Source organism: Bacillus sp. FJAT-53060, from assembly GCF_037104745.1.
Classification (GTDB): Bacteria; Bacillota; Bacilli; order Bacillales; family Bacillaceae; genus Bacillus; species Bacillus stratosphericus_B.
Map to the genome: position 1 here is coordinate 1 of NZ_JBAWSW010000007.1, position 13,898 is coordinate 13,898.

Sequence of the window (13,898 nt, forward strand, 5' to 3'; positions counted from 1 at the left end):
CCACGTGTTACTCACCCGTCCGCCGCTTACATCCGGGAGCAAGCTCCCTTCTGTCCGCTCGACTTGCATGTATTAGGCACGCCGCCAGCGTTCGTCCTGAGCCAGGATCAAACTCTCCGAAAAAGAACAAAACCGAAGTTCTGTTTTTCGTCAGTTTGACTGACTACCTATGAAGTATCATAGGATTTTTTTATAATAACTCGAATTAACAGGTACGTTTTGTCTTGTTTAGTTTTCAAAGATCATTTTTCAAATGGAGCGGGTGATGAGAATCGAACTCACGACATCAGCTTGGAAGGCTGAGGTTTTACCACTAAACTACACCCGCATGATTTATTGGCGCGCCCGAGAGGAGTCGAACCCCTAACCTTTTGATCCGTAGTCAAACGCTCTATCCAATTGAGCTACGGGCGCTTAATCAGGCGACTTAATAATCTTAACATATCATTTTTATTAAGTCAATATCTTTTTGGGATTTGTTTGTCGCATGCGTTTGGACAGCAGTGTTCCAAATGCGTCATCAGCGACGAATAAAAATATACCACGGATCATATAAAAAGGTCAATACATTTTTCTAAAAAAGTTTGATACTTTTTTAGAAGTAATCTTTTCTTAGATAAATAAGGATGCGATAACCCATTTTCTTTTCCTTTTTTCATATTTCTAATGATTCTCAAATAAGATCTTTCTAAATTAAAAGGATGACAAAACATGGTCACCTAGAATTTTTTATTTATTGGAAAATTAAAATATTTACCAATCATTTAAAGAAGGTAGGAGATGATGAAAAAGTTCATCGCTTTTCAAAATCATGATCGATCTTTGGTAATAGGGGCTCTTATCGGCAACTTCTTCCCTGACTTCGGAATGACACTGCGGCCAATTGGTGATGGCTTCATCAGATGGATTAAAATGATTGTTGTTCCTATCGTTTTCTCTACTATTGTTATTGGTGGCAGCTGGAAGTGGCGGGATGAAGAAAAGGGTCAGCCTTGGATTAAAGACAATCATTTGGTTTGAGATCATCACGACCATCGTTCTTGGGATGATCGGTCTATTGGCTAATGTTTTAAAGCCTGGCGTGGAGTTGATTTTTTTAATGTAGCTAAGAAAGACATAGGGGAATTACACAGAAAGTCGTTGAGTATTAAAAATGATTTGAGATTTGTTCATAGTTGCCTTTTCCACCACAAGTGCAGAAGGTGTCGCCATTATCGCTGGTGTTGACAGAATTTTGGATATGACACGAACAGGAAACAAAAGGGGTGTAATGGTTTCTATTCTAAGGAAAGGGTCCGCCCTTTCCTTATCTTATGGTAAAAATGTTTGCTTCAGCATCGCTGTTCCTTCTTGTTGTATCTGCACTTCTGCATAGGCCCCGTTGATGAGGGTCATTTGCGGCGGAACGTGTCCACAATCAATATCGTAAAAAACCGGGATTCGTAATTCCTTGTGTAATTCTTCATATAGATCCGTATATTCATATCCTTCTACAGGAACATCTACTGCGCTTCGACCGAACATGATCCCAGATCAATGATCAAACCAACCTGCTAGTTTTAATTGTACAAGAGATCTCTTCATGCTCGCAGCATTTAATGCGCAGTTTTCGAAGTACCAAAGAATTGGTTCACCTTTCAGAAATGTTTCTTGAAAGGCTTTTACATCTCCAAAAGGCGTTCCTGCTAAGTGGCGTATCACATCAATACAGCCGCCCATCAGTCTTCCTTTCGCCGTCACCTCTAGTTGATCAACAGTACGCCATGCGGTTGGCTCGGTTAAATGAAAGACATGTTTACTTGGATTGTCATGCTGCCATTCCTTTTGATACATATAAGAAAATTGAGTAATGCCCGTCTTCTCTGAAGCAAAGTATTTGTTCCCACATAGCCGTCACCTGATCAGGCTCCTCCCCCCGAAGATCTACAAGGTTCGGTCCATGCGCTGTAGCAAAGCCTGTTTTTAATGTAAAGGCGAGCAAAAGGGCACTCGTATCAGAGTAACCAAGAATCCACTTTTTTTGCATCACTGAAAAATTAAGATGCTCTAGCACTTCAATAAGTAGCTGTCCGCCCCATGGCGGGATGATATGGTCAATCTCACCACATGTCATCATGTATTGGAGCTCGTTTGCTCGTTCTATAGCAGAGGCTGACTTTGCCTTTTCCTGCTGCCATACCGTATCTCCACATGTAACCTCATAGCCTCTTCTTTTCATCCGCTCGCATGACAACTGAAACATTTCATGTAAAGAGGATTGTACACCAGAGGAAGGTGCTGTGACGCCAATCGTCTGTCCCTTTTGCAAATGCGGATACTGGATCATCTTATTCCCCTCCATCATCTATTCAACTCTCATTCTATTTATTGTCAAGAAAATGCCCCTTTAGAAAGAACGCAAACAGCACCATAAAGGCAGGTGTTGCGGACGTGATGACTGCCCTCATTTCGCCGATGTTTCCTGGGTCACAATCCAAAGAAAATTTTCGATCAGCCCAATCGCCAAATGATGATCACAAGAGAGACTCCTCCGACTGCATATCTCATCCATACGAGTTCAAGTGGCGGGACAACCGCTTCTGTTAATTTACAACAACGTACATACCGACCCAAATAATTGCGGCTAAGGCTTCCACTTTTGCAGTCACCTGAATTGTTTTTATTTTCCGATTATTTTATAACAAATTCTGGTTTACTTCAATCCTTTTTTATTTCCCTTTTTCTTCATATAATAGAAGGTAGATGGGTATTGACATGCTGAATTCGTTTTCACGCAGAAAAGGAGAAGAGGTCGTTGAATATTGAAGCTAGGAAACACATTCCCCGTGCGGGACATGAACCGTTTCTCGAGGGGATGAAAGATTGTGTGCCAACCCTGCTCGGTTATATGAGTATTGGGTTTGCCTTTGGGATTGTTGGCATTAGTGCCCAGTTAAGTATATGGGACATTGCGCTCTTATCTATCTTTATTTACGCAGGTGCTTCACAGTTTATCATCTGTGCATTACTTGTAACAGGAAGCCCCCTTTCCGCTATTATTTTCACCACCTTTATTGTGAATCTGCGGCATTTATTGCTCAGCCTTACGCTCGCTCCTCATTTTACACGCTACTCTATAAAGCAAAATATCGGGTTTGGTCTTTTGCTGACAGACGAATCCTTTGGCGTGGCGATGAATAAATTAGCGCATCAAGGAAAGCTGAACAACCGGTGGATGCATGGCCTGAACGTAACGGCTTATTTGTGCTGGATTGCTGCCTGTACACTTGGGGGTATTTTTGGACATTGGATCTCAAACCCAGAGGCGCTTGGTCTTGATTTTGCTTTATCCGCTATGTTTGCTGCGCTGTTGATCCTGTCATTGCAAACAGTTCCAAAAAATAAGTTAACTCATCGCTTGTCGCTTGTTTTGTATATGGTGGTTGCGATGTTTGTACTGCTTCATTTTGTTCATTCACACGTAGCTGTTCTGTTAGCCACCGTGATTATCGCAACCATTGGGGTGGTGACAGATAAATGATCAGCAGTTTTATGATATGGCTGATTCTTGGTTGTATGATTGTGACCGTCATTCCAAGGGTCGTTCCATTTTTATTTGTACGGAGTATTCAGCTGCCTGAAGTGGTACTAAAATGGTTATCCTTTATTCCGATTTGTATATTCACCGCTTTGATTGCAGAGCATCTTTTCATACATACAACAACAGGTGTCACCGTTCACTGGATGTATCTTGCTGTCTTGGTTCCAACCGTGCTGATCGCTATTTGGACAAAAAGCTTGTCAATCACTGTTCTGGTTGGAGTCATGCTGATGGGCACTGCCAGATGGTTTTTCTAAAAAGAAAGTGCTTAACCGTATGCGGTTAAGCTTCAGACCGTAGACAAAATCGATCACTTGATCAATTTTTCCCACAAGATGATCTTCAGGTACTAATTCATCTAAAGCCACTACTTCTAATTGATTTCTTCTTCCTTCTTCAAGTTTCGATAACATGTTCATCTCTTATAATGGTATTATTACCTTTATAATACAAAAAGCTTGTAGGCTTTGTTTCAAGCTGAGACCACTTAGATTCAGTGGTCTTTTCGATCTTCTTTTAAGACAAAATGCATTTCAGCAATCTGCTCGTATTGATGTACTTTTTGTAATGAAAATCTAACTTCCTGTTCCGTTGGAGGAAAAAGAGGAATTCCTTTTCCAATCATGACAGGTGCGATTTGAAGGAAAAGTTCATCGACCAACCTGGCTTTTAATAAAGGCTGAAGCACTTCCCCGCCTCCTACAATCCAGATATGTCTGCCTTTTTCATTTTTTAAGCTTGTGACAAATGATAAGAGATCTTCGCAAATGATGTGTGTTCCTTTATGACTGTCTTGTAAAGTCCGTGAAACGATATAGCATGTCTTTTCTTCATAAGGAAATTCATCAGGTGAAAGCTTAAGAACCTGCTCATACGTCTTACGCCCCATAATAAGCGTATCGACTGACGCATAAAAGTCATCATATCTCGTTTCCTCTTCGCCCTCCGTTCCTATTAGCCAATCAAGACGGTGATCCTCTCTCGCTAAATATCCATCGATACTCATCGCCCCATAAAAAAGCAATTTTCTTTTCTCACTCAATCCCTTCACTCCCCACCTCTAAATAAGAACATATATTCTATTTTATTGTAGCAGAAAGGAAAGAGAAAGGATACATTTTTTCACACTTCTTATGATTCGTGTTCACCTTGACGAGAAGCTCGTACAATTTGTGTGCAAGCTTCTCGGCATCGAATGCCAAGCCTTCATGAATTACTCTAGTACCCCAACGACAAAAGAGGAATCAATCTGTTCATTCTCCGTAATATGACGCTGGTCAAGCTGCCATTCTTTCATGATTTTTTCTCATAAATGCTTTAACTTGATTGGTCGTTGGACCGTTGGGTTTCATAAATAACGTCAGCACTGATTGATTCTCTTTCAAATAACCGATGGTTTTGTTCAAAAACGAAAGCATATCAAGAAAAGCTTCAACATACAACCCGCCAAGCTGGTCCATAGCCAATCGTCATTTCTATCAAAAAAATGGATGGAGTTATGAGAGAGTGCTACGCTAAAGAAATGTTCGTAGATTTATAAAATGGTGATCAATTAAGGTATCCTCTTCAGGTGATGATATAATAGAAACAGTTCAATTAATGATCATACTTGGAGGAGAGACTGATGATACGACGACTTGATCATATCGTGTTGACTGTTCAACATATGGAGGAAACCATTGGCTTTTATACAAACGTATTAGGGATGAAAGAAGAGACTTTTGGAGAAGGCCGTAAAGCTCTTCGTTTTGGTTTACAAAAGATCAACCTTCATGAAGCCGGTCATGAATTTGAACCAAAAGCTGCTCATTCCCTGCCTGGATCTGCTGATTTATGTTTTATCACCGACTTAGATATGGACGATTTATTGCTGCACCTTCGAAAGCAGGTTGTTCCAATTGAAGAAGGTCCGGTCAGGCGGTCTGGTGCATTAGGTCTGATTGAATCCATTTATATCCGTGATCCTGATATGAATTTAATTGAAATCTCCCGATATATAGAGGAGGCTGATCAGCGATGACTCGATTATTTTTGAGACCGATTGAAGAGCAAGATTTTCCTGGTATTCAGAAGGGGTATCAGCATGAAGAAACCATGACTGGAACTCGCAAATCGTTCACACTAAATGACATTCGTTCAGCCTATACCCGCTTTCTTCAAGATGACAGTAGACGAGACTTTGCTATTTGTCCTTGCTAGACACGAAAGAAATGATCGAGGATGCGGCGATTGTGGACATTGATCCAATTAACCATATGGCAAGCTTTCGCATTGCGCTGCATGGTCCAGAGCACTTTCAAAAAGGCTATGGCACTGAGGCTGTTCGGTTGGTTCAAGCATTCGCCTTTGACACATTAGAACTCTTAAAAAAGAAAGAGACCTCAACTGAAAAGTCTCTTCGTCGGTGCTTTTTTATATCTGATTCTTCATCTATTGTGCTGCCTCTTCGGCTGCCTCCCCCTTCCAAATAAAGGTTAAACCTAACCCAAGGAATAAGACCACACCTGCGAATAGAAATGGGAAATGAATATTTTGATCAAATAATATTCCGCCAAGCGCTGGGCCGAAAATCGTACCAAGGCTTGTGTAGGTGGAGTTCATTCCTGCGACAAATCCTTGCTGATTACCAGCAATTTTTGATAAGAATGTCGTTAATGCCGGACGCAATAAATCAAAGGCTAGGAAAATGATACATGTGACGATAAGCACAACCATAAAGCCTGACACGACAGTTGAAACAAAAGCGAGGACCGCTCCGACAATTAAGCATAGCTGAATGACTCGTTTCTCCCCAAGAGCATTCACCATTTTACCAAACACGAGCACCTGGATGATGACTGCTACAATTGAACTAACGGTAATGATGATCGCAATATCCTTCGGACCAAATCCAAACTTATGATTTGTAAACAAGCTGAAGACCGTTTCATATGCAGAGAGTCCAAACGCAAGGACAAACACAATGATAAAGGCGATGAGATAGCTTGGATGGATCGATTTTTTCAAGTCTTTAAAGAAGGTCGATTCCTTTACTTGATCCATTTGTTTCTCTCGCTCTTCTTTTGTTAATGGTTCCTTCAGCATAAACATAGACGAAATGACGGCAATAAATGCAATCCCTGCTGCAAAGAAGAATGGCAGGCGAACGCCATATTCTGCAATAAACCCGCCAATTCCCGGTCCGATGATAAAACCGGTACTAATAGCCGCGGATACATAACCCATTGCCTTTGATCTTTCTTGAACAGTCGTGATATCTGCAACATAAGCGGTGACAGCCGGCATGATAAACGCTGCACTAATGCCGCCAAGAACCCTTGCAAAATAAAGAACGTACACGTGTGTCCCTAAGCCAAAAACAAGTTCTGATAATGCGAATAAAAACAGCCCTGACACAATCATAATTTTTCTTCCATAGCGGTCTACCCATCTCCCTGCAATAGGTGATGCGATGAGCTGCGCAACGGCAAACGCCGCCACAAGATATCCCATCGTACTGCCCGTTAAATGCATGACATTCATAAAGAGCGGCATGACTGGAATGATCAGACCGATGCCTAAAAACGCAATAAATATATTACTTAATAAAATAACGAGTACAGCTTTTTGCTCACGAATCGGTTTTTGCATGATGTTTATTTCTCCTTTACTGACTCACTTATTACTCATGATTGGTTGACTCCGTGAATAAACAATGAGATCGCCTCTTTTTGTAATTCTTTTTTCTGCTTCATCGTGTCATTTTTATACAACACATCTAATCCGTAAAAAACGGAAAGTAATATTTTCACTTTGGACTCAACATGCTCGATCGACCAGCTGCCGTCTTCGTTTCCTTCAAGTAAGATGTCCCTCATTACATCATCAAAGTCGACATCAATCTTGTTCATCCGTTCCATCACTTCATCTGATGAAAATGCACTTGCACAAAATTCCTCACTGGCTCTCATTAAAGGATAGTTAATCGCCATTTGACTCAGCAGCTCTGCAAACCCTTCCAGCTTATCTATGGCTCGATGAATCGTTTGTTTCTCCTCATGCCATTTCTCTATCATGAAGCGATGATCCTCTTCCATGATATGAAGGAACAAAAACTCTTTTCCTTTAAAATGATGATAAAGGTTGCCTTTACTAATCTCAGCAGCCTCTAAAATATCTCGCACGGATGTTTCTGAATATCCTTTTTTTGCAAATAAATCACGTGAAGTGGTGACAATTTTTTGCTTCGTCTTCTCACTCTTTCCAGCCCCACTTTTCGTACTTGTCATGTGTAACAACCCCTTCTACCCTGCATTTCTCCAATAAGATAAAGCAAAACCGACCAGTTGGTTTTTTTTATTATAAAATGATATCGCTTATAATACAATGAAAAAGTCATCTTCATAAGGAGTGGATCAATTGAAACAAAACGGACTTTGTGACAGGACCAAAAAAAGACTTGTTCATTTTTTTATGATCCGGGTGCGGCAACGACAATACCTCTCTCTTTCACCGCTGCATCATCATACAGAAATTTATAATTATTTTGATAGCCGTATAGATATTCACTTGTGGAAGTTCTTTTATTGTCGAAGCATCAAATTCACTGTCAGCGGTATGTGTTTGAGTCGGTTCGTTATAAAAAAAGGGCACTTCTCCAAAAATCCTTGCTCAAGTGATTTGAAGGAATCAGTTGTTATCGTGTCCGTCTTCGTAATAAAGCGAACCGATGCCATTCAGTCATTTAATGTCACCATGACACCTTTGCCATTTGCTCATTGAAAAATTAACCAATTAATGATAAAATATAGTAAAATTTCTCAAAAGGGAGTATACATATTGAGCTCGATTCAACCTTTTCATAAAATCCTAATCACGCTATGTATCAGTTCCATTTTACTTGGCTTATTTGTCGTCTTATATCCACCGATTCAGGGTCATCCCGCCTTTTTGGTATTTTACATCCCAATCTTTTTTGTTTGTTATTTTGTGTTTGCGGTTCCTTTGCAGTTGTTGTTTTCTTTGAAACTAAAGGCCTTTCATCCTCTCAATTTAGCTTCTTATTTACTTATTGCAACGGTTGGGTTGTCATGTTCTTTGTCTTTGATGGAGTAGGGAGTCCGGAATCCGTTCCTGTCATCATCATGAGCAGTCTCATCTACTGGGTATGTGATTCTTTGTTTTATCAAAGGGTTCATGAAAAAAACACCTAATGAAAAAGTGTTTTAGTTGCTCCCATTTGTTGCAGTCAACAACAATTGCCATGACGAGCGTAGAAAAATAAATAAAAATCCTTTTACCATGTGGATAACTCCTTATTCAAGCTTAATTCATGACACATTTTAAGCTTTCACAAAAAGAAAATGAAATAATTTATATAAATTCCTCATATTGTCAATCTAGTATGTTATACTAAACACAAACCTTTGAAGCATGAATTTTTTTCCTTGTACCATCTCCCTACTTGTACGCTGAGTAGGGTTTTTTATTGCAAAAAAAACAGGCTCTCCATAGAGAACCTGTTTTAAGGGAAGTAGATTAAGCTACTTTTTGAACGTTAGCCGCTTGAGCTCCACGAGAGCCCTGCTCCACGTCAAATGTTACTTTTTGACCTTCGTCTAAAGATTTGAAGCCGTCACCTTGGATAGCAGAGAAATGTACGAATACATCGTCTCCTTCTTCACGTTCGATAAAGCCAAAACCTTTTTCTGCGTTAAACCATTTTACTGTACCTTGTTCCATGATTGTTGCCTCCTCGTGCGTTACCACACAATGTATTATACTATCCTTGCCCAAAGTACCCTCAAGACGAAAAGTCGATCTTCATACTATCCCTTACGCCGAACAAAAATAATTACTTTTCATTATAGCATGGATCGGAAATAATTGCAAAATATATTCATTTATATAGCGTATTGTTCATACCTCTCTGTTCCTGTTTTAGCTCTTCGTAGCTGATGAAAAAAACCGAAACCCCTGTAAGAGATTCGGTTATCTTCCTTATCCTTTTTTTGGTATTTCCGAAAGCTGGCCATCTTCCATCATGACAACACGGTCACATAAATCTAACATTCTTTCATCATGAGTCACCATGACAGCAGCTTTTTCTCTGATTTTCACTTCATCTGCTAGCATTTTTACAATTGTACGACCGCGCTCTGAGTCAAGGCTGGCAGTTGGCTCATCAGCCAGAATGATCTCTGGTTCGTTCATCCAAGCCCGAGCAATGGCCGTACGTTGACGTTCTCCCCCTGATAAACTTTGTGGATAACTATCCATACGATGGGTCAATTCAAGCTTTTCTAAAAGGGCAATCGCTCTTTGTTCCGCTTTTCTTTTATCATGTCCCGCTAGCTTCGGAATAAGCAAAAGTTGGTCACGGACGGTTAAATACGGAATTAAATTCGATGACTGAAATACAAAGCCAATTTTGTCTAATCTAATGCGATTCATTTTTTTTTCTGGTAGCTGACTGATATCCTTTCCATCAATGATAATACGGCCTCTCGTTGGAGATAGCAGCGCACCAGCAATCGAGAGTAGCGTACTTTTACCAGACCCAGATGGCCCCACAACAGCAACGAATTCTCCCGCTTTCACTTCTAAAGACACTTGATCTAGAACTTTTACAGTTAAATCACCATCACCAAAAACTTTATCAACATGATCCAGTATCAATTTATGACTCATTGTCCAGCACTTCCAATCGCTTCAATCGCATCAATTTTCGTAACTTTATATAGAGATATGAATGATCCTATCACTGAAACAGCCAGAAAAAGACTTGAGGAACCTAAAACCAATTGTGGTGTAAGATCAAACGGCATGCCGGGTGGTAAAATAGCAGCCACTCCATATGTTAGTGAAATACTAATCACAAGACTTATACATGTTAACAATACAACTTGGAAAAAAATATTACGTGCTAAATAACCGGTTGTTGCTCCCATAGCCTTTAATACCCCAAATTGATTGATTTTCTGTATAGTCATCACATAGAAGAAAACGGCTAACACAAAAGCAGCAATGATAAATAGAAAAACAATCATCATGATCAACGAGCCTTGTTCCTCAGAATAACCCGGAATCCCTTTTAGAGCCTGGCTTTTATCAATTACATCAACTCCGGTTACATCCTTATCAATTTGCTCAGCGACATCTTGACTGATCTTTAAAGCAATTGCGTTAAAAGATAATTCTTTATTAGAAGAATATCGATTGATGTCTCCCCACTCTTTAAAATTGATGTGAATCACAGGTGTGTGGCTAAATGATTCTCCTTTTGAAAACCCCACAATCTCAAACATTTTACCTGAGGACTGCTCTTTTATATAGTCCCCCAATTTCAATCCCTCTTCTTTTAGCGAACGATCTACAATGATTTCATTTGTGGCCTTGTTGTTCATCATCCGGCCCTCAACAACATCAGGTGCCAAAAATCCTTTCATATCTATGGCAAAGAATGTGGTATCAATCTTTTTAGAAGACTCTTTCTGCGTAAATGTCGTCATGTATACGCCTAAAGGTGAAGCTGATTCATTGTTGGTCAAGTGCCGGATGTCTTTCAGCTTGTCCTCAGACAGTATTGAACGAACCAAGCGATGATCTGCTTCTTTTTGAATCACAAAATAGTCTGTATCCATCTTTTGAATTGAAGAAGCATTATCAGCAGATAGTCCTTTTGCAAGTCCAGAAACAAAAAGAACAAGCCAAGCGATGAGCACCATAATTAATCCAATTAGAAAATAGCGTAATTTCGCATATTTAAGTTCTCGTAAAGCAAGAAACACTGTCTATTCCTCCTATCATCATATGTCCTTACAGTTTTTTTGCATGAGATAAATATAGATTGGGAATATGAACAGCACATGAACGAGAAATTACATTACTTTTTAGGGAGGTATATATGGAAAATTGTTCCTTTTCCTAATTGGCTTTCAACATCTATTTGTCCATCATGCAGCTCAATAATTTTCTTGGTAATTGCAAGTCCTAAGCCACTACTAGCTTCTTTACGGCTCCTAGCTTTATCTGCTTTATAGAAACGTGTGAATATATGAGGTAAATCATTTTTCGAGATACCAATCCCTGTATCCTTGAACTGAATGCAATAGCCATTTTCTCTTTTCGACAGATTTATGAAAATCGCCCCACCTTTTTCAGTGAATTTGATGCTGTTCACAAGCAAGTTGGTCCAAACTTGATGGAGCAGTTGCTCATCCGCATAAATCGGTGCAGAAGTAAGGTCCAGTTCCACAGTTAAGTCTTTTTCACGCCAGCTCCATTCAGTCATAAATAACACTTGTTTTATCTGAGTCGCAACATCAAAGGTATGTTGATTTAATATTTCTTTTTCTTTATCTAAGGAAGCGAGTGTTAGCAATTGTTTACTCATTTGGGACAACCGCCGGCTCTCATTTTCTATAATGGATAAGTAATGCTGACGCTTGTCTTCAGATAGTTCCTTAGATTGCAACGTTTGTGAGAATCCCTGAATAGAAGCGAGTGGTGATTGTATTTCATGGGAAACATTAGAAACGAATTCCTGGCGCATCAGGTCCAGTTGCTCTAGATTGTTTGCCATTTTTGTAAAGTGATTGGCTAATTCCCCAATTTCATCACGTAATTTTACGTTTAATTGAATATTATATTTTCCTTTAGCAATTTGTTTTGTAGCTTGAGTTAGTGTAACAATAGGCTTTACAAGATAACGGGTGCTAACCAACACAGTCAGAATACTGAGAAGAACGGTCAAAAAAAGAATCAAAGCAAAAAAGATTCGTAATTCTCCAAATTGAAGCTCCGTATTAGGACGGAAAAATAAGGCATAGTTATTCCCCTTACCCGTCACTGGAACTCCGATCGTATTGACAAGTGCGTTATCAAAAAAGCCAGTGAACAAACCTTTTGAAGAAAACTGAGAAATTCCATGATAGACATGACCATCTAAAACCGATTCAACGACCTGATGACTTAACTCTTTATTTCTGAATGAACCACCAAAAAAAATGCCCTTCCCTTGCTCATCAACTAAATAAATTTGATAGCCCAATTCACCGATATTTGTTAAATAGTCATCTAAATCATCCATTGAGCTACTTTCATAAAAGGTTTTAACCTCTTCAGCCATACGGGTTAATTTTTTATCATTGTAGGGTTTCAGACTGTACTGATAATAGGCATTGGAGATGAGAAAAGCGACTGCACTACTGAAAACCATGACAACAACTGTGGTCATAACAATCTTCAAATAGAGTGATCTCACTTTTTCCCCACCTCCAACTTATAGCCAACGCCCCGAATGGTTTTAATATGAAAGTCATCTGTAGCAGAAAAACGGCTTCGCAGCCTTTTGATATGAACATCTACTGTTCGATCATCTCCTTCAAAATCCGTTCCCCAAACCAAATAGATTAATTCTTCCCGTGTAAAAATGCGATCTGGGTAGCTTGCAAGCTGAGACAATAATTCAAACTCCTTCATAGGTAGCAATAGTAATTTGTTGTGACAATACACTTCATAGCTTTTTCGATTTATGACAGTATTATTGAGATGGATCTTTTCTGAATTCACCATTTTATATCGTCGTAGCAGTGCTTTTATACGAAATATTAATTCTTTTGGCTCGAAAGGTTTGGTCAGGTAGTCATCTGCACCGGCAGAAAACCCTTTTTCCTTATCAACTAGCTGGTCTTTTGCTGTAAGTAAAATAACAGGAAAGTCATAGTACTTCCTGATTTCCTCACACAGTTGCAGACCATTCTTATGAGGCATCATAACGTCAACTATAGCTAAATGAACTTGTTTTTTTGCCAAAATCAAAGAAGCTTCCTCGCCATCTAAAGCCTCAAAGACTCGATAGCCTTCTACCTGTAGGCTATGTGTAAGTAATTCAAGAATGTGTCGATCATCATCAACAATCAGTATATTCAACATGAGAAGACTCCTATCAATCATATCATTTTCTCTAGCTCATTGGTGCTTGTTCACTTACTATCATAGCCCTTAGCTTTTAGAGAGTAAAACTCGGTTATTAGGTAAATAAAGATATCAATTTAATGTAAGTATGTCTTTATTTTATAAAAAACACACCTTCATTTTTCGTGTTTCAAGAAAGCCATCAACAACATATCCATTCTTTACCCAAAAAAACGATAAATCGAGTGAAGAAAAAGAACACACAAAATATACCAAAGGTCTACAACCCTTGGTATCATTGATGCGGCCGAGAGGACTTGAACCTCCACGGGTTATTCACCCACTAGGCCCTCAACCTAGCGCGTCTGCCATTCCGCCACGACCGCATGTATGATGTGCTTATATATCAATAAGTGCACTG

Annotated in this window: 14 protein-coding genes, 3 tRNA genes, 1 rRNA gene and 3 pseudogenes; 6 read left to right on the plus strand and 15 right to left on the minus strand. The window is 39.5% G+C overall.

The annotated features are described in order from the left end of the window. The 3 genes from WAX46_RS04405 to WAX46_RS04415 all read right to left on the minus strand — a co-directional run. Positions 1-123, minus strand: a 16S ribosomal RNA gene (locus WAX46_RS04405); the annotation flags it as partial. Positions 124-254: 131 nt separating this feature from the next. Continuing rightward, a tRNA-Gly gene (locus WAX46_RS04410) sits at positions 255-328 on the minus strand. 9 nt (positions 329-337) lie between these two features. Next, positions 338-414: transfer RNA gene (locus WAX46_RS04415), tRNA-Arg, on the minus strand. Positions 415-783: 369 nt separating this feature from the next. On the opposite strand from WAX46_RS04415, the pseudogene WAX46_RS04420 reads away from it, so the two are divergent. Continuing rightward, a pseudogene (locus WAX46_RS04420) lies at positions 784-1,128 on the plus strand (cation:dicarboxylate symporter family transporter); the annotation flags it as partial. Positions 1,129-1,311: 183 nt separating this feature from the next. Here WAX46_RS04420 and WAX46_RS04425 read toward each other — a convergent pair. Both WAX46_RS04425 and WAX46_RS04430 read right to left on the minus strand, forming a co-directional pair. After that, positions 1,312-2,326: pseudogene (locus tag WAX46_RS04425) on the minus strand (S66 family peptidase). A gap of 61 nt (positions 2,327-2,387) precedes the next feature. Next, positions 2,388-2,603, minus strand: a pseudogene (locus WAX46_RS04430) (EamA family transporter); the annotation flags it as partial. Between the two features lie 191 nt (positions 2,604-2,794). On the opposite strand from WAX46_RS04430, the gene WAX46_RS04435 reads away from it, so the two are divergent. Both WAX46_RS04435 and WAX46_RS04440 read left to right on the plus strand, forming a co-directional pair. Continuing rightward, on the plus strand, positions 2,795-3,520 hold the full coding sequence (locus WAX46_RS04435) for an AzlC family ABC transporter permease (protein ID WP_336493417.1): 726 nt from the start codon (positions 2,795-2,797) through the stop codon (positions 3,518-3,520). Next, positions 3,517-3,837: an AzlD domain-containing protein gene (locus tag WAX46_RS04440; RefSeq protein ID WP_226566655.1), complete on the plus strand. Its 321-nt coding sequence runs from the start codon at positions 3,517-3,519 to the stop codon at positions 3,835-3,837. Before WAX46_RS04435 ends, WAX46_RS04440 begins: the two co-directional genes overlap by 4 nt. Here the strand turns inward: WAX46_RS04440 and WAX46_RS04445 are convergent. Both WAX46_RS04445 and WAX46_RS04450 read right to left on the minus strand, forming a co-directional pair. Beyond that, positions 3,781-3,993 carry a hypothetical protein gene (locus tag WAX46_RS04445; protein ID WP_226566667.1) on the minus strand — a complete coding sequence of 71 codons (213 nt, stop codon included), beginning with the start codon at positions 3,991-3,993 and terminating at the stop codon, positions 3,781-3,783. The two genes, WAX46_RS04440 and WAX46_RS04445, sit on opposite strands and share 57 nt — an antisense overlap. A gap of 80 nt (positions 3,994-4,073) precedes the next feature. Next, positions 4,074-4,622: a dihydrofolate reductase family protein gene (locus tag WAX46_RS04450; RefSeq protein WP_226566654.1), complete on the minus strand. Its 549-nt coding sequence runs from the start codon at positions 4,620-4,622 to the stop codon at positions 4,074-4,076. 582 nt (positions 4,623-5,204) lie between these two features. On the opposite strand from WAX46_RS04450, the gene WAX46_RS04455 reads away from it, so the two are divergent. From WAX46_RS04455 to WAX46_RS04465, 3 genes are read left to right on the plus strand one after another with little or no spacing between them, the layout of a single operon-like run. Beyond that, positions 5,205-5,600 (plus strand): VOC family protein, encoded by a 396-nt coding sequence (locus WAX46_RS04455; protein WP_226566652.1) that lies wholly within the window; start codon positions 5,205-5,207, stop codon positions 5,598-5,600. Further along, positions 5,597-5,779 carry a GNAT family N-acetyltransferase gene (locus WAX46_RS04460; protein ID WP_226566651.1) on the plus strand — a complete coding sequence of 61 codons (183 nt, stop codon included), beginning with the start codon at positions 5,597-5,599 and terminating at the stop codon, positions 5,777-5,779. Before WAX46_RS04455 ends, WAX46_RS04460 begins: the two co-directional genes overlap by 4 nt. Then, positions 5,767-6,051: a GNAT family N-acetyltransferase gene (locus WAX46_RS04465; protein ID WP_336493418.1), complete on the plus strand. Its 285-nt coding sequence runs from the start codon at positions 5,767-5,769 to the stop codon at positions 6,049-6,051. The genes WAX46_RS04460 and WAX46_RS04465 overlap by 13 nt, the downstream gene beginning before the upstream one ends. Here the strand turns inward: WAX46_RS04465 and WAX46_RS04470 are convergent. From WAX46_RS04470 to WAX46_RS04505, 8 genes are all read right to left on the minus strand, one after another. After that, entirely contained in the window at positions 6,011-7,210 is a 1,200-nt protein-coding gene (locus WAX46_RS04470; RefSeq protein ID WP_336493419.1) for an MFS transporter, read from the minus strand. The two genes, WAX46_RS04465 and WAX46_RS04470, sit on opposite strands and share 41 nt — an antisense overlap. Positions 7,211-7,245: 35 nt before the next feature. Further along, the gene (locus tag WAX46_RS04475) at positions 7,246-7,848 is read right to left on the minus strand and encodes a TetR/AcrR family transcriptional regulator (RefSeq protein WP_226566648.1); all 603 of its coding nucleotides are present in this window, start codon (positions 7,846-7,848) and stop codon (positions 7,246-7,248) included. Positions 7,849-9,097: 1,249 nt separating this feature from the next. Next, complete coding sequence (locus tag WAX46_RS04480) at positions 9,098-9,301, minus strand: cold-shock protein (protein ID WP_226566646.1); 204 nt, start codon at positions 9,299-9,301, stop codon at positions 9,098-9,100. A 258-nt stretch (positions 9,302-9,559) separates the two neighbouring features. Continuing rightward, a complete protein-coding gene (locus WAX46_RS04485; RefSeq protein ID WP_226566645.1) occupies positions 9,560-10,249 on the minus strand; it encodes an ABC transporter ATP-binding protein in 690 nt (229 codons plus the stop codon). Continuing rightward, entirely contained in the window at positions 10,246-11,349 is a 1,104-nt protein-coding gene (locus WAX46_RS04490; RefSeq protein WP_226566644.1) for an ABC transporter permease, read from the minus strand. Before WAX46_RS04490 ends, WAX46_RS04485 begins: the two co-directional genes overlap by 4 nt. Positions 11,350-11,444: 95 nt before the next feature. Beyond that, complete coding sequence (locus WAX46_RS04495) at positions 11,445-12,824, minus strand: HAMP domain-containing sensor histidine kinase (protein WP_226566643.1); 1,380 nt, start codon at positions 12,822-12,824, stop codon at positions 11,445-11,447. Further along, positions 12,821-13,495, minus strand: a complete 675-nt coding sequence (locus WAX46_RS04500) for a response regulator transcription factor (RefSeq protein ID WP_336493420.1) — start codon at positions 13,493-13,495, stop codon at positions 12,821-12,823. Before WAX46_RS04500 ends, WAX46_RS04495 begins: the two co-directional genes overlap by 4 nt. Before the next feature lie 284 nt (positions 13,496-13,779). Then, positions 13,780-13,863: transfer RNA gene (locus WAX46_RS04505), tRNA-Leu, on the minus strand. Positions 13,864-13,898: the final 35 nt, after the last annotated feature.

Excerpts from the sequence above, each read along its gene's own strand:
- WAX46_RS04445 (WP_226566667.1), bottom strand. The coding sequence starts at position 3,993 with ATGTTATCGAAACTTGAAGAAGGAAGAAGAAATCAATTAGAAGTAGTG.
- WAX46_RS04485 (WP_226566645.1), bottom strand. The coding sequence starts at position 10,249 with ATGAGTCATAAATTGATACTGGATCATGTTGATAAAGTTTTTGGTGAT.
- WAX46_RS04480 (WP_226566646.1), bottom strand. The coding sequence starts at position 9,301 with ATGGAACAAGGTACAGTAAAATGGTTTAACGCAGAAAAAGGTTTTGGC.
- WAX46_RS04455 (WP_226566652.1), top strand. The coding sequence starts at position 5,205 with ATGATACGACGACTTGATCATATCGTGTTGACTGTTCAACATATGGAG.
- WAX46_RS04500 (WP_336493420.1), bottom strand. The coding sequence starts at position 13,495 with ATGTTGAATATACTGATTGTTGATGATGATCGACACATTCTTGAATTA.
- WAX46_RS04440 (WP_226566655.1), top strand. The coding sequence starts at position 3,517 with ATGATCAGCAGTTTTATGATATGGCTGATTCTTGGTTGTATGATTGTG.
- WAX46_RS04470 (WP_336493419.1), bottom strand. The coding sequence starts at position 7,210 with ATGCAAAAACCGATTCGTGAGCAAAAAGCTGTACTCGTTATTTTATTA.
- WAX46_RS04460 (WP_226566651.1), top strand. The coding sequence starts at position 5,597 with ATGACTCGATTATTTTTGAGACCGATTGAAGAGCAAGATTTTCCTGGT.
- WAX46_RS04475 (WP_226566648.1), bottom strand. The coding sequence starts at position 7,848 with ATGACAAGTACGAAAAGTGGGGCTGGAAAGAGTGAGAAGACGAAGCAA.